The organism is Nocardiopsis quinghaiensis (genome assembly GCF_008638365.1).
Classification (GTDB): domain Bacteria; phylum Actinomycetota; class Actinomycetes; order Streptosporangiales; family Streptosporangiaceae; genus Nocardiopsis; species Nocardiopsis quinghaiensis.
Genome location: NZ_VWVU01000021.1, coordinates 60518 through 78332 on the forward strand (window position 1 = coordinate 60518; position 17815 = coordinate 78332).

Annotated in this window: 12 protein-coding genes; 10 read left to right on the plus strand and 2 right to left on the minus strand. The window is 71.6% G+C overall.

The window, feature by feature from the left end:
• Nucleotides 1-74: 74 nt before the first annotated feature.
• Both metK and FYX01_RS20165 read left to right on the plus strand, forming a co-directional pair.
• Nucleotides 75-1268, plus strand: a complete 1194-nt coding sequence (gene metK, locus FYX01_RS20160) for a methionine adenosyltransferase (protein ID WP_150243716.1) — start codon at nucleotides 75-77, stop codon at nucleotides 1266-1268.
• A gap of 177 nt (nucleotides 1269-1445) precedes the next feature.
• A complete protein-coding gene (locus FYX01_RS20165; RefSeq protein WP_150243718.1) occupies nucleotides 1446-2234 on the plus strand; it encodes a DUF11 domain-containing protein in 789 nt (262 codons plus the stop codon).
• 124 nt (nucleotides 2235-2358) lie between these two features.
• On the opposite strand, the gene FYX01_RS20170 is transcribed toward FYX01_RS20165, so the two are convergent.
• Nucleotides 2359-3591 (minus strand): DUF349 domain-containing protein, encoded by a 1233-nt coding sequence (locus FYX01_RS20170; protein ID WP_150243719.1) that lies wholly within the window; start codon nucleotides 3589-3591, stop codon nucleotides 2359-2361.
• A 452-nt stretch (nucleotides 3592-4043) separates the two neighbouring features.
• On the opposite strand from FYX01_RS20170, the gene FYX01_RS20175 reads away from it, so the two are divergent.
• From FYX01_RS20175 to FYX01_RS20190, 4 genes are all read left to right on the plus strand, one after another.
• Complete coding sequence (locus FYX01_RS20175) at nucleotides 4044-4721, plus strand: MBL fold metallo-hydrolase (protein ID WP_150243801.1); 678 nt, start codon at nucleotides 4044-4046, stop codon at nucleotides 4719-4721.
• A gap of 265 nt (nucleotides 4722-4986) precedes the next feature.
• Nucleotides 4987-6735: an aspartate--tRNA ligase gene (gene aspS, locus FYX01_RS20180; RefSeq protein WP_150243721.1), complete on the plus strand. Its 1749-nt coding sequence runs from the start codon at nucleotides 4987-4989 to the stop codon at nucleotides 6733-6735.
• Between the two features lie 689 nt (nucleotides 6736-7424).
• Entirely contained in the window at nucleotides 7425-9464 is a 2040-nt protein-coding gene (locus FYX01_RS20185) for a SpoIIE family protein phosphatase (RefSeq protein ID WP_150243725.1), read from the plus strand.
• Nucleotides 9465-9486: 22 nt separating this feature from the next.
• On the plus strand, nucleotides 9487-10830 hold the full coding sequence (locus FYX01_RS20190; RefSeq protein ID WP_150243727.1) for a replication-associated recombination protein A: 1344 nt from the start codon (nucleotides 9487-9489) through the stop codon (nucleotides 10828-10830).
• 18 nt (nucleotides 10831-10848) lie between these two features.
• On the opposite strand, the gene FYX01_RS20195 is transcribed toward FYX01_RS20190, so the two are convergent.
• Entirely contained in the window at nucleotides 10849-12453 is a 1605-nt protein-coding gene (locus tag FYX01_RS20195) for a serine/threonine protein kinase (protein WP_150243729.1), read from the minus strand.
• 340 nt (nucleotides 12454-12793) lie between these two features.
• Here FYX01_RS20195 and FYX01_RS20200 point away from each other — a divergent pair, with 340 nt between their 5' ends.
• The 4 genes from FYX01_RS20200 to alaS all read left to right on the plus strand — a co-directional run bounded on the left by FYX01_RS20200 (nucleotide 12794) and on the right by alaS (nucleotide 17385).
• On the plus strand, nucleotides 12794-13186 hold the full coding sequence (locus tag FYX01_RS20200; RefSeq protein ID WP_150243730.1) for a DUF948 domain-containing protein: 393 nt from the start codon (nucleotides 12794-12796) through the stop codon (nucleotides 13184-13186).
• On the plus strand, nucleotides 13183-13458 hold the full coding sequence (locus FYX01_RS20205; RefSeq protein ID WP_150243732.1) for a hypothetical protein: 276 nt from the start codon (nucleotides 13183-13185) through the stop codon (nucleotides 13456-13458). Before FYX01_RS20200 ends, FYX01_RS20205 begins: the two co-directional genes overlap by 4 nt.
• 118 nt (nucleotides 13459-13576) lie before the next feature.
• On the plus strand, nucleotides 13577-14266 hold the full coding sequence (locus FYX01_RS20210; RefSeq protein WP_150243734.1) for a hypothetical protein: 690 nt from the start codon (nucleotides 13577-13579) through the stop codon (nucleotides 14264-14266).
• A 452-nt stretch (nucleotides 14267-14718) separates the two neighbouring features.
• A complete protein-coding gene (alaS, locus tag FYX01_RS20215; protein ID WP_150243736.1) occupies nucleotides 14719-17385 on the plus strand; it encodes an alanine--tRNA ligase in 2667 nt (888 codons plus the stop codon).
• The last annotated feature ends 430 nt before the right edge of the window (nucleotides 17386-17815 follow it).

Consider the following 17815-nt stretch of genomic DNA (forward strand, 5'->3'; position numbering starts at 1 on the left):
TCGGGCCCCGGCAGGCAGCCGGGAACCGCCGCCGACACATGTCAGCCAGCAGCCGCTGCAAGGAGTCACGCAACGTGTCCCGCCGCCTTTTCACCTCCGAGTCGGTCACCGAAGGCCATCCCGACAAGATGGCCGACCAGATCAGTGACGCGATCCTCGATGCGATGCTCACCCAGGACCCGCGCAGCCGGGTCGCGGTCGAGACGCTGATCACCACCGGTCAGGTCCACATCGCGGGTGAGGTCACCACTCAGACCTACGTCGACATCCCCGCCATCGTGCGCGAGAAGATCCTCGAGATCGGCTACGACTCCTCCGCCAAGGGGTTCGACGGTGACTCCTGCGGGGTCAACGTCTCCATCGACGCCCAGTCCCCGGACATCGCCCAGGGCGTAGACACCGCCTACGAGGCGCGCGTCGGAAACGAGGACGACGCCCTCAACCGGCAGGGCGCCGGCGACCAGGGACTGATGTTCGGCTACGCCAACCGTGAGACCCCCGAGCTGATGCCGCTGCCGATCAAGCTGGCGCACTCCCTCTCCGAGCGCCTGGCCGGGGTCCGCCGCAACGGCACGGTGCCCTACCTGCGCCCGGACGGCAAGACCCAGGTCACCGTCGAGTACGACGGCCAGACCCCGGTCCGCCTGGACACCGTCGTGGTCTCCAGCCAGCACTCCGCGGACATCAACCTCGACGAGATGCTCGCCCCCGACATCCGCGAGCACGTCATCGAGCCGGTCGTGGCCGCCTACGGCCTGGAGTCCGACAACTACCGGCTCCTGGTCAACCCGACCGGCCGCTTCGAGATCGGCGGTCCCATGGGTGACGCCGGGCTCACCGGCCGCAAGATCATCGTGGACACCTACGGCGGCTACGCCCGCCACGGCGGCGGCGCCTTCTCCGGCAAGGACCCGTCGAAGGTGGACCGCTCGGCCGCCTACGCCACCCGCTGGGTCGCCAAGAACATCGTGGCCGCCGAGCTCGCCGAACGGGTCGAGGTGCAGGTCGCCTACGCCATCGGCAAGGCCCACCCGGTCGGTGTGTTCATCGAGACCTTCGGCACCGAGAGGGTCGCTCCGGAGCTGATCGAGAAGGCCGTCAAGGAGGTCTTCGACCTGCGTCCGGCCGCGATCGTGCGCGACCTGGACCTGCTGCGCCCGATCTACTCCAAGACGGCCGCCTACGGCCACTTCGGCCGCGAGCTGCCGGAGTTCACCTGGGAGAGCACCGAGCGCGCCGCCGCGCTGCGGTCCTTCGTGGGCGCCTGAGCCCGCGCTCCCTTCCGCGTCCGTCTCCGACGCGAGTCCCGGGGGCGGGCGGCCGATCGGCCGCCCGCCCCCCGGGCGCGGTCCGGGTTCCGCCGCCGGGCGCCCGAACAATATAACAACTGTGTGTTATCACCTATGTACGCAATGTTATATCTGTGCGCGTACGTGGAGGAGACCATGGCCGCAGCAACGACGGTGTCGGCACTGGGACTGGCGGCCCTGATCGCCCTGCCCGGAGTACACCTCGCATCCGGCCAGCCGGCGAGGGCGGCCGAGGGTGCCGTGCCGGGTGCGGACAGCCTGCACGTGGACCTGGAGGCCCGCACCGACGAGGAGCGGCTGGGCCCGGGGGACCGGATCCGGTACACGGTCCGGGTGCGCAACTTCGGAACCGAGCCCCTCTCCGACGCCCAGGTCGTACAGTTCCTGCCGTCGACGATGCGCTACGTCTCCGGGACGGCCGGGGCCGAGGCGGGGGAGGGACGGGTGACGTGGTCGCGGTCCCTGGAACCGGGCGAGCGGGCGAGCATGAGGGTCACCGGCGAGATCACCGGGGTCCGTGACGGGGGCGCGCACCCGGTCACCACGGTCTGCGCGCGCCCCGGACCGGGGACGGTACTGGTCTCCTGCGACGCGGCCCTGCACCGGGTCCACGGAACGCTGCCGCTGGTGTGGGTGATCACGGCCCTGGCGTTCGCCGCCTCCGTGGCACTGTGCGTCGGCGGCCTGGTGCGCCACCGGAACGTGGGGGACCGGGAGCCCGGCCGCCACGAGACGGCGGCCGGCCGGGAGAGAGGGCCCGCGCGTGCGCCCGCGCCCGCGCCCGTGGCGGAGGCCGAGCCGGAGCCCCGGCCTGGGCGTGTTCGCCAGCCGATGGCCGGACCAGTGCCCGAAGCCGAACCGGTACCCGAGGCAGGCGTGGACGCGCGCCCGGAGAGGGTCGTCGAACTCGACGGCCAGCCCTAGGGCGTGTTCGGCGGACGCGCACGCCGCTCGCGACGTGCGGCGCCCCCGGACGCGCCACGGAGAGCGCGTACGCGGACGGGCCGCTTCCCCCGGGAGGGGGACAGCGGCCCGTCCGCCGCTCGGCTCAGCTCAGCTCGTCGAGCGCCTTCTCCGCCTCGGCCAACCACGAGCGGCGGGCCTCCAGCGCGTCCTCGTACTCCTTGACGCGGCGGCTGTCACCGCTGGTCCGGGCCTTGTCCAGCTTGGCCTCCAGGCCGCTGATGGCCGACGCCAGCTGGGCGACCGTGTCCTCGGCGCGGGCCCGCGCCTCGGGGCTGGTGCGCTCCCACTCGGCCGCCTCGGCCTTGCGCACGCCGTCCTCGATCTGCCGGAAGGCGCCCTCCAACTGGTCGCGCACGTCGCGCGGCAGCTCACCGGCCTCCTCCCAGGCCTCCTGGAAGCCGCGCAGCCGGGCACGCGCCCGGCGCGGATCGGTGATGCCGGGGATCTCCGCCCTGGCCTCGTCCAGGATGCGCTCCTTGGCGTCGGCGTTGACCCGCAGTTCGGCGTCGCGCTCGGCGAAGGTGGCGTTGCGCGCGTCGAAGAAGGTGTCCTGCGCGGCCTTGAAACGCGCCCACAGCTTGTCCTCGCTGGCCCTGTCCGCCCGGCCGCTCTTCTTCCACCGCTGCATCAGGTCGCGGTACGCGCGGGCCGTGGGCCCCCAGTCGGTGGAGTGCGCCAGCGACTCGGCCTCCACCACGATGCGCTCCTTCTCCACGCGCACCGTCTCGCGCTCCTGGTCCAGGTTGGCGAAGTAGGCCTTGCGCCGCTTGGAGAAGGAGTTGCGCGCCGCAGACATGCGCTTCCACAGAGCCTGCTCGGTGGGGCGGTCGGCCCGCGGGGCCTTCTTCCACTCCTCGATGAGCTGCAGCATCCGCTCACCGCCGGACTTCCAGTGCGTCGTCTCCACCGCGACCCGCTCGGCCTCGGCGACGATGCGCTCCTTGATCTCCCGGGCCTCGCCGCGTGCCTGCTCCTGGGCCTGCTTCTGCTCGACCTTGCGCTCCTCGGCGCGGTCCGCCAGCGAGTCCAGGCGCTTCGTCAACGCGTCCAGGTCACCGACCGCGTTCGCCTCCCGGACGGATTCGCGCAGCTTGTCGATGCTCGCCATCGCGGCGGAGGCGGACAGGTCCGTGCTGCGGAGCCGCTTCTCCAGCAGCTCCACCTCGGTGAGCAGGGCGTCGTACTTGCGGTGGAAGAAGGTCAGGGCCTCCTCCGGCGCCCCGGCCTGCCACGATCCGACGACCCGCTCGCCTTCGCTCGTGCGCACGTAGACCGTGCCGTCGTCGTCTACGCGGCCCCAAGGGTCCGTGGTCACCGTGTCCTCCTGCTGTCATGAGCCCGGCCGTGGGACGGGTTCGGGTCGTCGCGTCGTGTCCTCGCCGGTTCGTGATGGGAACCACCGTGCTCAGCACGATATCCATACGATTCGACGGTAGGCGCCGCGCCGTGATTCACGTCTACGCAGATCATGGGTGTCCGCGCGCCCTCGGGAGTCCGGCCGGGAGCCCTCCCGCCCAGCAGAGGCGCAGGTCGGGGCCTCGGTGTATACCAAGGGCGGTGACCAATATGGCATTGTCACGCGGTTTGGCAAAGAGTCAGACCGCGCGCGGTGACCGAATGGTGATCAAACGCAGTCCGCCTTCCGGCGATCGGGTCGCCACCCCTTCCACGTCTCGGTAGGCTCTGCTAACGGGGGTCCGCGTGTTCGGCCCGCGGACCCGCTGCCCCGTGCCCACGCACCCGACCGAGGACAGGACGACACCCGCCGTGCTCATCGCCGCACTTCCCACCGGGCCCCTCGCCGCGAACTGCTACGTGCTCGCACCGGCCCCGGGCGGCGACTGCGTCATCGTCGACCCGGGCCAGGAGGCCACCGAGCAGGTCGACAAGGCCCTGGCCGAGCACTCCCTGACCCCCGTCGCGGTACTGCTCACCCACGGCCACTTCGACCATGTGTGGTCGGCCGCCGAGATCGGCGGGCGTCACGGAGTCCCCGTCCACCTGCACGCCGCCGACCGCGGTCTGCTCACCGAGCCCGCCTCCGGGGTCGACCCCGGTTTCGCCGCCCAGCTGTCCGCCCTGCTGGGCCCGGGCCCGTACACCGAGCCCGAGGACCTGGCGGAGGTCTCCGGTGGTGACACCCTCACCCTGGCCGGACTGGACTTCGGGGTCGAGCACACCCCCGGACACACCCCCGGCTCGGTCGTCTACACGGTGACCACCGAGGACGGCGTCCCCGTGATGTTCTCCGGGGACCTCGTCTTCGCCGGGTCCGTCGGCCGCACCGACTTCCCCGGCGGCGACCACGCCGCCATGCTGCGCAGCCTCGCCAGCGCAGTGCTGGGCCGCCCCGACGACACTCAGGTCCTGCCCGGCCACGGCCCGGCCACCACCGTCGGGCGCGAGCGCACCACCAACCCCTACCTGCGCGATACCGCCGGCTGACCGAGAGTCCCGGCCACCTCCTCGTCCCGCAGGAACGACGTATGCCCACCCAGCAGCACCGAGGCGTCCACCACCCGGCCCCCCGACCGCGCGACGGACGAGATATCCGCACCGGCCTCGCCTGAGGGCGGGTTCCGGTGGCTTCACACCGCCCGATCCCGGATCCTTCCCCCGGGTACCCGTGGGCCGTGTGCGCAGGACAGGCCCGTACCAAAGCGCCGGTCGGGCACACTTGACATGAACAAGACGCTGAAGGAGAAGTCCGTTGATACGCACGCATGAGGCAGGTGCGTTGCGCGCCGAGCACGCCGGCGCCACCGTTGTCCTCGCCGGGTGGGTGGCACGCCGCCGGGACCACGGCGGCGTGGTCTTCCTCGACCTGCGCGAGGCCTCCGGCGTGGCCCAGGTCGTCGTACGCGAGGACGACCTCGCCCACGACCTCCGCGCCGAGTACTGCATCAAGGTCACCGGCTCCGTCCGGATCCGTCCCGAGGGCAACGAGAACCCCGAGATCCCCACCGGCGCCGTCGAGGTCGTCGCCGACGAGATCGAGGTGCTCAGCGAGGCCGCGCCGCTGCCCTTCCAGCTGGACAGCGCCGCGGACGTGGCCGAGGAGACCCGGCTGCGCTACCGCTACCTGGACATCCGCCGCCAGGAGATGGCCGAGAACCTGCGTCTGCGTTCCAAGGCGACCTACGTCGCCCACGAGGTCATGCGCGACCTGGGGTTCACCTACGTCGAGACTCCGTACATGACGCGGTCCACCCCGGAGGGCGCCCGAGACTTCCTGGTCCCGGTCCGCCTCCAGCCGGGCCACTGGTACGCCCTGCCGCAGTCCCCGCAGCTGTTCAAGCAGCTGCTCATGGTCGGCGGCATGGAGCGCTACTACCAGCTCACCCGCTGCTTCCGCGACGAGGACCTGCGCGCCGACCGTCAGCCGGAGTTCACCCAGATCGACCTGGAGATGAGCTTCGTCGACGAGGAGGACATCTTCGCCGTCGGCGAGAAGCTGTTCACCCGTCTGCTGCGCGAGGTGCGCGGCGTCGAACTGCCGGAGCGGTTCCCGCGGATGCGCTTCGCCGAGGCCATGGACCGCTTCGGCTCCGACAAGCCGGACCTGCGCTTCGGCCAGGAGCTGGTCGAGGTCACCGACTACTTCGCCGACACCACCTTCCGGGTCTTCAAGGCGCCCTACGTGGGTGCCGTGGTCATGCCCGGCGGCGCCTCCCAGACCCGAAAGGAGCTGGACGCCTGGCAGGAGTGGGCGCGCTCGCGCGGCGCCAAGGGGCTGGCCTACGTGCTCGTCCAGGAGGACGGCGCCCTGGGCGGCCCGGTGGCCAAGAACCTGTCCGAGGCCGAGCGCGACGGACTGGCCGCCAAGGTCGGCGCCGCGCCGGGCGACGCGGTCTTCTTCGCCGCGGGCAGGCGTTTCGAGAGCCAGGAGCTGTTGGGCGCGGCCCGTCTGGAGGTCGGCAGGCGCCGCGACCTGATCGACACCTCCCGCTGGGAGATCCTGTGGATCACGGACATGCCCCTGTTCGAGGAAGCCGACGAGGAGGGCTCCTGGAAGCCGGTGCACCACCCCTTCACCGCTCCGGCCGTGGAGGACGAGGCCGACTTCCAGAACCACCCGGGCGCCACCAACTCCCGGGCCTTCGACCTGGTGCTCAACGGCTACGAGCTGGTGTCGGGCTCCATCCGTATCCACCGCGCCGAGATGCAGCAGCGGATCTTCGACGTCATCGGCCTCAGCAAGGCCGAGGCCGAGTCGAAGTTCGGGTTCCTGCTGGAGGCGTTCAAGTTCGGCCCGCCGCCGCACGGCGGCCTGGCCGTGGGCTGGGACCGCATCATCATGCTGCTGGCGGGACAGCCGACCATCCGCGAGGTCATCGCCTTCCCCAAGACCGCCTCGGGCGGCGACCCGCTGACCGGCGCGCCCACGCCGATCACCGGGGCCCAGCGCGCCGAGGCCGGGGTGGACTTCGACCCCGAGGCCGAGGAGCGGTCGAAGTAGGACGTTGAGGGACGACGCCCTCCGGGGGCGGTGCGCGGATCCGCGCACCGCCCCCGTCGCGTGTGCGCGGTGCGGCCTCGCGAGGCACCTGCGGGGAGCGCGGGGCACACGCGGGCCCTCGGAGGGCCGGGGAGTTCCGTACCGGAGGACGCGTGCCCGGATTCGTCCCGCTTCGGATTCGCCGTATTCGGTCACACGGAGAAAACCGTCGGTTATCAGGCGATGCCGGGGTGCGAACGTGGCCTGACACGGCCGCGTCGTCCCGGTACGGATGCGCGGAGAGCCGTCATCCCCTACCGTTGAGGGCGAATCACCCTTCTCGAACCGCGACGAGCACGTGTCTGGAGTGAACACGTTGCATTCACAGGATTTCCCGTGCGCGGTCGGAAGCGGTGGCGGAGTTCTTCTGCGCCATTGAGTCACACGAGCGTAACGATTCACACCTCGTGCTCAGCCGAATACGGCCGGGGGCGTGGAATCCGGCGCCAGTCCATCCCACCGGTGAACCGCCAGACCCGTGTCCGGCCGGGCCACGCGGTGGCCGGGCGGTACGGACACCGGCGCCCTTCCCGGCCCGAACCGGAACCGGCCCGGTCCCGAACACTAGAATGGTCCGGTCGGAACGTTTCAGGGGTGACCGCGCCCGGGCGCGGGTGTGACGTCCGAGACGACATGAGGATGAGTCATACGTGAACGGAAAACGCGCTGCAGGCGATGGTTCCGAGGGCGCCCTCGCGGAGGCGTTCTCCCACGCCCCCGAGCCCATGGCGCTCGCCCTGGCCGACGGCGCGATCCTGCACGCCAACCTGGCCTTCACCGAGCTCTTCGGCCTGGACGAGGCCGATCTCCTCGGCCGGACCTGGTACGACCTCCTCGACGGTGACGACGCCCAGCGCGGCGCCCGCGCCCACGACCAGGCCCTCTCCGGGCACTGGGGCCGCCGCGCACGCCTGTGCCTGAGCGTGGCCGACAAGGCCGCCCACATGGTGGAGGCCGAACTGCGTTCCCTGCCCCGGAAGGACGGGAGCACCGGCGGTGCGCGCGTGGTCGCGCTGCTGCACGTGCTCTCCACCGAGGAGACCGACCTGCGGGTGGCCGGCGAGCTGCGCACCGACAACTCCGACTCCGTCCTGTGGAGCCTGGACCTGGGCACCGGCCGCCTGCGCGAGCTCTTCGGCCCCACGCCGCTCGGTGCCCTGCTGGCCGGGAACGACCGCGAGCTCGAACGCATCCTGGAGCGGGTCCACCCCGACGACATCGCGCGCGTGCGCGACGCCATGTCCGCCTCCTTCGCCGGACGCGACTACGAGCAGCGCTTCCGGGTCTTCGACCGTCTCGGCGACGAACGATCCCTGCACGTACGCGCCCGCTACGTACCCGGCGACCCCGACCGCCTGGTCGGCATCATCGACGACGTCACCGAGCACGTCCAGCTCGTCCGGCGCCTCGCCGACCGCCGCCGCACCGAGGCCGAGCACGGCCGCCTGGTCACCGAGCTGTCCTCCAAGCTCGTCTCGGCCACCACCGTCGACAAGGTCATGGACCTGCTCAGCGAGGAGTTCCTGCCGATCTTCGGCGGCGTGCAGGCCATCGCCCTCTACGTGGAGAACGGGGTGCTGCGCAGCTCACCCAACGCCCACGGCCGGAGCGGCAGCGTCAACAACATCAACAGCATCGACGGCCGCCGCGCCGACGACACCGACTTCCCCATGGGCGCCGTCATCCAGGACCGCCAGCCGCGCTTCTTCGAGAGCCGCGCCGAGATCATCAGCCGCTTCCCCGCCGCCGTCGAGCTCATGCGCCAGGTGCGCGGCCAGGCCTGGGCCACCGTGCCGATCTTCGGCGACGGCAAGGTCGCCCTCGGCGTCTGGCAGATGGTGTGGGACCGCCCCCACCACGCCAGCCGCGACGAGCGCGCCCTGATGCTCACCTTCGCCGGGCTCGCCGGACAGGCCCTGCAGCGCATCAAGGCCCAGCAGGCCGAGCTGGAGCTGGCCGACGCCGTGCAGCGCCGCATGCTGCCCCGCCAGGTGGCCAGCTTTCCCGACATGGACATCGCCACCAAGTACCTGCCCTCCCGTGCGGACTGGCGTATCTGCGGCGACTTCTACGACGTCATCGAGTTGCCGGAGAACAAGGTCGGCCTCCTGGTCGGCGACGTGCAGGGGCACGGCGTGGAGGCCGCCGCCGCCATGGGCCAGATCCGTGTGGCCTTCCGTGCCTACGCCTCCAACCAGTCCGATCCCGGGGTCGTCCTGGGCGAGACCAACCGCCTGCTCACCGAGACCGGTGAGATCGTCTTCGCCACCTGCGGCTACCTCGTCGTGGACCGTGAGAGCGGTGTCATGCAGGCGGCCTGGGCCGGTCAGCCGCCGGCCGTGCTGGCCTCCAAGGGCGGCTACGAGATCTGGGAACCCGAGACCGGTCCGCCGCTGGGCGTGCTCTCCACCGCCGAGTACCCCGTCACCACCCGCATGCTCTCGCCCGGAACCTCTCTGCTGCTGTGCTCCGACGGGCTCGTGGAGAGCTCCGAGATGCCCATGGGCGAAGGGCTCGCCCGGGTCGGCGAGGCCCTGGCCGAGCACTACGAGTCGCCCGAGGACGCCGCGCACGTCCTGGTCGAGATGGCCCCGGCCGGGCGCGGTGACGACATCGCACTCCTGGTCACCCGTATGGTCTCCTCCGCCGAGCTCGCGCGTCACCGGGCCGCGGTGGCGTCGGGGACCTGACTGCTCCGGTTACCCTGGGGACGTGCCCGAAACGCTGTTCGACGACGCCGGAGCCGAGGCCGCCCGAGGGCAGGAACCGCTCGCGGTGCGCATGCGCCCCCGAACCCTGGACGAGGTCATGGGCCAGCGCCACCTCCTGGGCCGGGGCAGTCCGCTGCGGCGCCTGGTCGAGGACGACGCGCCCATGTCCGTCTTCCTGTGGGGGCCGCCCGGTACCGGTAAGACCACCCTGGCCACGGTGGTCAGCCGCGTCACCCAGCGCCGTTTCGTGGAGCTGTCGGCCGTCAACGCCGGGGTCAAGGACGTGCGCGCCGTCGTCGACGACGCCCGGCGGCGCATGGGCATGCACGGCACCCGTACCCTGCTCTTCGTCGACGAGGTGCACCGCTTCAACAGGACCCAGCAGGACGCGCTGCTGCCCGCGGTGGAGAACCGCTGGGTCAGCTTCATCGGCGCCACCACCGAGAACCCCTTCTTCTCCGTGGTCAGCCCGCTGCTGTCCCGCTCACTGCTGCTGTCCCTGGAGTCCCTGGACGAGGACGACGTCCGCGCCCTCGTGGACCGGGCCCTGGCCGACGAGCGCGGGCTGGACGGCCGCTACACGCTCTCCGAGGAGGGCGCCGACCACCTCGTACGCCTGGCGGGCGGCGACGGCCGCCGCTCCCTGACCTACCTGGAGGCCGCCGCCCTCGTCGCCGGACCTCCCTCCGGCGAGCCGGTCACCATCACCGCCGAGCACGTCGAACGCGCCGTCGACCGGCACGCCGTCCGCTACGACCGCTCCGGGGACCAGCACTACGACGTCGTCAGCGCCTTCATCAAGAGCATGCGCGGATCCGACCCCGACGCCGCCCTGCACTACCTCGCCCGCATGATCGAGGCGGGGGAGGACCCCCGCTTCATCGCCCGCCGGCTCGTCGTGCACGCCAGCGAGGACGTGGGCATGGCCGATCCCACCGCGCTGCAGACCGCCGTGGCCGCCGCCCAGGCCGTCGAGCTCATCGGCATGCCCGAGGCCCGCATCAACCTCGCCCAGGCCGTCATCCACATCAGCCTGGCCCCCAAGTCCAACGCCGTGATCAGCGCCATCGACGCCGCGACGGCCGACGTGCGCGCGGGCCGGACCGGCCCCGTCCCCGCCCACCTGCGCGACGGCCACTACAAGGGCGCCGCCGCACTCGGCCACGGGAAGGGCTACCGCTACGCCCACGACTTCCCCGGCGGAGTCGCACCCCAGCAGCACGCGCCCGACGATCTCGCCGACCGCGAGTACTACCGTCCCACCCAGCACGGCGCCGAGCGGCGCTTCAGCGAGGTCCTCCAGCGCATCAAGGGCGTTCTCCGGGGCGGCGGCCAGCGCGGCTGAGCTCCGTGCCCCGGCGCCCTAGTCGGTGAACAGTTCGGTGATCTGGACGATCTCCCGGGGCTCCCCGTCCTCTTCGGAGCCCTCGGCGAAGGTCACCTCCACGATCATCACCGGGCCCCACGACAGGTAGTCGATGAAGTCGCCGCCGGTCAGCTCCCAGGTGCCGCGGCCCTCCTCGTCGAGGAAGACGTGGTTGGGCGCGGCGCAGAACTTCGCGCAGAGCACCTCGGTTTCGGGGGAGATGACCGCCTCACCGGGCTCACCGGCCTCGTCCCACTGCTCGGCCCAGGCGCTGTGGCTGGGCACCCCCTGGTTGCGGACCGGCTCGTCGTCGCGGTCGACCGGGGTGTACACCCACGGGCCCGACACGGGGGCCTCCTGCTCGGCGGGGTCGAACCGCACCACCAGGGTCAGCGGGTCGTCCTCGGCGGGGGGACTCTCGTCGACGGGCTCCCCCTCGACGGATCCTCCCGAGGCGTCGGAGACCAGAGTGTCGTCCTCGTCGGAGCCGATCACCTGGGAGAGCCCCCACACGCCGGCGCCGACGAACCCGAGGGCGAGCGCCGCGCTCCCGGCCATGAACAGGGCGCGGGTGGGGCGGCGGTTGGACATGCGCCCCTCCAACCGGATGACCTGGGGCACCCGCGAGGGCGGCTCCACGGCGTGCCACTCGCGTTCCAGGATGAGCGCCAGGTCGTCGCGGCCGGGGGAACCGGCCCCGGCGGCGTCCCCGAGGGGGGACTCCGCGCCGTTCCCCAGGCCCTCCGTGTTCTCCGCCTGCCACATCGCGATCACCGCGCCGATCACCTCGCGCAGGCTGGGGCGGCGGTCGGGGTCGGGGTCCAGGGCGCGCCCGACCACGGGTCGCAGCCCCCTGGCCAGCCCGTCCAGGTCGAAGGACCCGTGCGCGGCGCGTTCCGCGATCTCCTCGGGTTCGCCGGGGCCGAAGGGCAGGCGCCCCGTCCCGGCGAAGGCGACGACGGCGCCCCAGGCGAACACGTCGGAGGCGGGTGCGGGCGTACCGCCCAGGAAGCGCTCGGGGCTCAGCCAGGTGGCACCGGACCCGCGCATCCGCTCCGCCGAGGCCGGGACCGCGCACTCCATGATGTGCGGGCCGTGTGACTCCAGCAGGACCTCGCTGGGGCGCAGCGAGCCGTGCGCCACCCCGCGCGTGTGCAGTGCGGACAGGCCCTCGGCCAGGCCGGTGGCCAGGGCGATGAGCTTGCCGGTGCCCAGCCCGCCGCGCTTGGTGACGTAGTGCGACAACCGCTCGCCCGCCAGGTAGGGCATGGACAGCCAGGGCGGGTTGGCGTTGCTGTCGAAGTCCAGGGGGACGACCACACGCCGGGGGTCGACGTTGGAGAGGGCGCGCAGGCGCTGTTCCAGGGCGGGGTAGACGTCGGGGGACTCCAGCTCGGGGGAGGCGAGCACCTTGACGGCGACCAGGCGGTCGCCCGGGCTGGAGGACGCGGCGTCCACGGCGGCGTAGACCGTGCCGGTGGCTCCCTGCCCCAGGCGTCCGAGGACGAGGTAGGGACCGATCCGTGAGGGGTCGTCCGGATAGAGGGGGGCCAGGTCCGGCGGTACCAGTACGGAGATCTCTCGGAGAGAACGAGGGCTCATGGGTGTCCTGTCGGTGCTTCAGGGGCCGGTGGGCGGCTGAGTGTCCGGACATCGTAGTGAAGATCCCGATTGGTAGTGATTCTCCTGCAGGGAAGGCCGTTCGTCGATCCCCGCGTCCTCCACCGGCCATCACACGGGCGGTCGGCCGGTACGTGACCGGTGCCACTTCCTCCTCCACCGTGGCGTGTCCGCCCCAGCGGCACCGGGACACGATAGGGTCAGCCGAAACCGGCCCGACCCGCGTACCACGGGGAGCCCGGTCGTCCCCCCAGGCCCGGCGCGTGCGCGAGGGGGCTGTACCCACCCTCGAAGTAACCCTCTATCTGCCCACGGAGCCCGCATGCTGACCGGAGGAGAGGTCGCCGCGCTCGTCGCCGCGGTGGTCTGGGCGGTGCTGGCCACGTTCATGTGCGTGGCGCTCGTCAAACTGATCAAGCTCATCAACGAGGCGACCAAGGTCGTGTCGGAACTGGGGGATCGCACCCCGCCGCTCCTGGACGACGTCGCGTCCACGGTGGAGCGCACCAACACCTCGCTCGAACGTGTCGAGGAGATCACCGCCAACGTCCAGGCCAGCTCCGAGGACGTCTCCACGGTGACCGCGCTGACCCGGTCGGTGCTCGTCGGTCCGCTGGTGAAGGTGGCGTCGCTGTCCTACGGTGTGCGCCGCGTGCTCGGACAGCGCAGGGACCTGGCGGTGGTGCGTACCCGCAGGCGGAAGGCGAACCGGTGATCGGCAGACTGTTCTACCTCGCCGCGGGGGTCGCCATCGGCGGTTACACGGTCCACCGGGTCAACCGCCTCAGGCGTGCCCTGACCCCGGAAGGCGTCGCCGAACGCGTGGAGGGCCAGGTCACCGAGTACCGGGGTGCTCTGCGTGAGCTCAACGAGGACCTGGCGCAGGCCGTGCGCGAGCAGGAGGAGGAACTCCTGAGCCGGTACGCCCCGAAGAGGGGGCGCCGGGCCCTGCCCGAGGCCGGGCAGGAGCCCCCGGAACCGTCCTGAGGGGGCTGCGGCGTCCCCCTCAGGGTGCCTTCGCGCCGTCGTGGTGCTTTTCGCGGCACTTGGGTAGGGGGCGTTCGTAGGAACGTTAACGTTGTCCAGGTGTTATGGAGGCCCCTCCATGTACCCGCAGCAGCCCTCGAACGACCCGAACCAGGGCGATCCGAACCAGGGCGGCCAGTACCAGGGTGACCCGAACCAGGGCGGTCAGTACCAGGGCGGCCAGCAGTACCAGGGCGGCCAGTACCCCCCTGAGCAGTACCCCGGGGGTCAGTACCCTCCTGGGCAGTACCCACAGGACCCGGCGCACCACGGCGGCTACCCGGACTCCCCGGCCGGCCCCGGCCAGGGGAGCGCGGCCGGGATGCCCGGCACGGCCGTCACCGTGCGGGTGCTGATGTTCGTCGGCGGGGCCTGTGGCCTGCTGCTCGGCGGACTGATGTGGATCGCCGCCGTGTTGGCGGCCAGCGGCGGCCAGCTCGGCGAGCAGGTGCGGCGCGCGCTGCAGGACTCGGGCCTGGCGCTCTCCGGCGCGGAGGCCGGGACGCTCTTCGGACTCATGGGCGCGATCCCGTTCGTCTACGGGGTCGTGTCCATCGCGCTGGCCTCGTTCATGGGGCGTCGCAGCCCCGTCATCCTGTGGTCGGTCGTGGCCTTCCAGGGCCTGGCCGCGCTGATCCTGGTGTTCAACCTGTTCAGCGGCGGCTTCGCCACGGTGATCCCGCTGGCCTTCACGATCGCCATGATCGTGCTCATGCTGTTGGAGGGCACGCGCGCCTACTACTCGCGTCCGGCCCCCTCCTCCTACTGACACGTCACGGCCCACCGACCCGTCGAACCGCGGGGGACCGGCACCGGCCGGTCCCCCGCGCTGTTGCCGGGACCGCGCCCCCTCTGCCTGTTCCGCGTCCTTCCCGGGACTCCCCGTGGGGCCGTGCCCCTGACACACCGGGTTACGGAAAGGCCGAAACGTGAACCCCGCCCCCCGTCCCCAGCAGCACCGCGGTCATCCGGGGCCGCCGCGGGAGCCCCCTCCTCCGCCGTGCTCACCGGGGCTCGGCAGTGGTCAGCGGCGATAGCCTGGGAACAACCAGGCCGCCGACGGTGTCCCAAGGACGAGTCCCCCGGCGGCCACCCGCAAACCACGCGCGCCGACGTGGCGGCTCCCTCTACGATGGGCCCCTATCGACCACGCGTGACAACGGTCCCGCGCAGGGACGGACACGTCGCCCCGGGCGGCGGAGCAAGCACAGGAGGGCATCAATGGAGACGGCAGAGATCGCGCGCCGCTTCCTCAGTTTCTTCGAGAAGAACGGACACACCGTGGTGCCCTCGGCAAGCCTCATCGCCGAGGATCCCACGCTGCTGCTGGTGCCCGCGGGCATGGTTCCGTTCAAGCCCTACTTCCTGGGCCAGCGCACGCCTCCCTACGACACCGCGACCAGCGTCCAGAAGTGCATCCGTACCAAGGACATCGAGGAGGTCGGCAAGACCTCCCGGCACGCGACGTTCTTCCAGATGCTCGGCAACTTCTCCTTCGGCGCCTACTTCAAGGAGCAGGCGATCCCGCTGGCCTGGGAGCTGGTCACCTCCTCGGTGGAGGAGGGCGGCTTCGGCATCGACCCCGACAGGCTGTGGGTGACCGTCTACCTCGACGACGACGAGGCCGAGACGATCTGGCGCGACAAGGTCGGCGTCCGGCCCGAGCGCATCCAGCGCATGGGCATGGATGAGAACTACTGGGACATGGGCGTCCCCGGCCCCTGCGGCCCCTGCTCGGAGATCTTCTACGACCGCGGCCCCGAGTACGGCGTCGAGGGGGGCCCCGAGGCGGACGAGAACCGCTACATCGAGATCTGGAACCTCGTCTTCATGCAGTACGAGCGGGGTGAGGGCAGCGGCAAGGACTACCCGGTCCTCGGCGACCTGCCCAAGAAGAACATCGACACCGGCCTGGGCCTGGAGCGCCTCGCGGCGGTCCTGCAGGGCGTCGACAACATCTACGAGACCGACATCATCGGCCGCGTCCTGCACCGTGCCGCCGAGCTGACCGGCACCCGTTACGGCGACGGCGAGGAGCAGGACGTCATGCTCCGCGTGGTCGCCGACCACGTGCGCAGCGCCGTCATGCTCGTCGGCGACGGCGTCAAGCCCGGCAACGAGAAGGCCGGGTACGTCCTGCGCCGCATCCTGCGCCGCTCCATCCGCAACCTGCGCCTGCTGTCGGGCACCGACACCGCCTTCCTGCACGAGCTGACCGAGGTCAGCATCGACGCGATGAAGGACATCTACCCCGACCTGCTCGACAGGGCCGACGTCATCCACGGTGTGATCGACGCCGAGGAGAGGAACTTCGCCGAGACCCTGCGCGCGGGCACCACGCTGTTCGGCCGCGCGGCCGAGCGCACCCGTTCCGCGGGCGGCACCGTCTTCTCCGGCTCGGACGCCTTCCAGCTGCACGACACCTACGGCTTCCCCATCGACCTGACCCTGGAGATGGCGGCCGAACAGGGCCTGTCCGTGGACGAGGGCGCCTTCCGCGAGCTCATGCAGCGCCAGAAGGAGACCGCCAAGGCCGACGCCAAGGCCAAGAAGCTGGGCAACGCCGACATCTCCCTGTACGCGCGGCTGTTGGAGGGAGCCGGGACGACCGACTTCCTCGGCTACACCGACGCCGAGAGCGAGTCGCACGTCAAGGGCATCGTCGTCGACGGCGTCTCGGCGCCCGCGGCCCGCGCGGGGGAGAGGGTCGAGATCGTCCTGGACCGCACTCCCTTCTACGCGGAGAGCGGAGGACAGCTCGCCGACACCGGCACGCTGTCCGTGGACGGCCGCGGGGTCATGGACGTGGAGGATGTGCAGAAGCCGCTGCCCGGGCTGTTCGTGCACCGGGGTACCGTCCGCTCGGGCGAGGTGGTCCTGGACGACACCGTGCACGCCACCATCGACACCGGGCGCCGGAACGCCATCGAGCGCTCGCACTCGGCCACCCACCTCATCCACTCGGCGCTGCGCAACTCCCTGGGCCCCTCCGCGGGCCAGGCCGGTTCGGAGAACCGCCCCGGCCAGCTGCGGTTCGACTTCACCGCCGACAACGCGCTGGGCGGCGAACGCCTGGCCGAGGTCGAGGAGGAGGTCAACACCGTCCTGGCGGGTGACATCCCGGTCCAGACCGAGGAGAAGAGCCTGGACGAGGCGCTGAAGATGGGCGCTCTGGCCATGTTCGGCGAGAAGTACGGTGACCGCGTGCGCGTGGTGGAGATGAGCGACTACTCCGTCGAGCTGTGCGGCGGCACCCACGTGCCCTCCACCGCCAGGCTGGGCATCGTCAAGCTCCTCGGCGAGTCCTCCATCGGCTCGGGTGTGCGACGCGTGGAGGCGGCCGTGGGCGTGGACGCGTTCAAGCGGCTCTCCAGGGAGTCGGCGCTGGTCGGCCAGCTCTCCGAGCAGCTCAAGACCCCGCGCGAGGACCTGCCCGAGCGGATCGACACCATGGTCTCCCGACTGCGCGCCGCGGAGAAGGAGATCGAGAAGCTGCGCGCCGCGCAGGTGCTCCAGGCGGCCGGTTCCATCGCCGAGGGCGCCCGCCGCCACGGTTCCGCGCTGGTCGTGGCCGCCCCGGCCCCGGAGGGCGCCAGCGGCGACGACCTGCGCAAGCTGGTGCTGGACGTGCGTGGCCGCCTCGGTGAGGACGAGCCCGTGGTCGTGGCGATGACCGCCGTGCCCAAGGACCGCCCGGTCGTGGTGATCGCGGCGAACAAGGCCGCGCAGAAGGCGGGGATCAAGGCGGGCGAACTGGTGGGTGTCGCGGCCCGTGCGCTCGGCGGCGGCGGCGGCGGCAAGCCCGACATCGCCCAGGGCGGCGGCAGCGACGCCGACAAGGTCGACGAGGCCCTGCGCGCCGTCGAGGAGCGCGTGGCCAGGGGCTAGGGCACACACGTCCCAGGCACTCCTCCGGGCGTGTGCGAAGGACCGCTCCAGCGGCCTTTCGCACACGCCCGGCGTGTGTACCGCCCCTGTGCCACCCTCCTCGCTCCCGTCGCCCTCCGGGGCCGGTCACAACCGGAACACGGCGGCGAAATGACGCACGGGCGCACGGGGAATCTGTAGTGTCGCACTCTGTGACGATGTGGAGAATTCCGACATGCCCGGGCACGGTGCTCCCCGTGGGCCCCGGACCCGCCGTCACCAGGAACGGTGACGCCGGGCCCTCGGTACGCCACGGCCGCCGGGACGTCCGCCCGCGCCGGAGCGGCGCCGAAGTGACTTACACTCAAACGGAACGCGTTCGACCCGGGCCCCGGCGGGACGGGTCCGTAGGCGGCGGCCGACGCAGACTGCGGCCCCGTACCGCGACCGT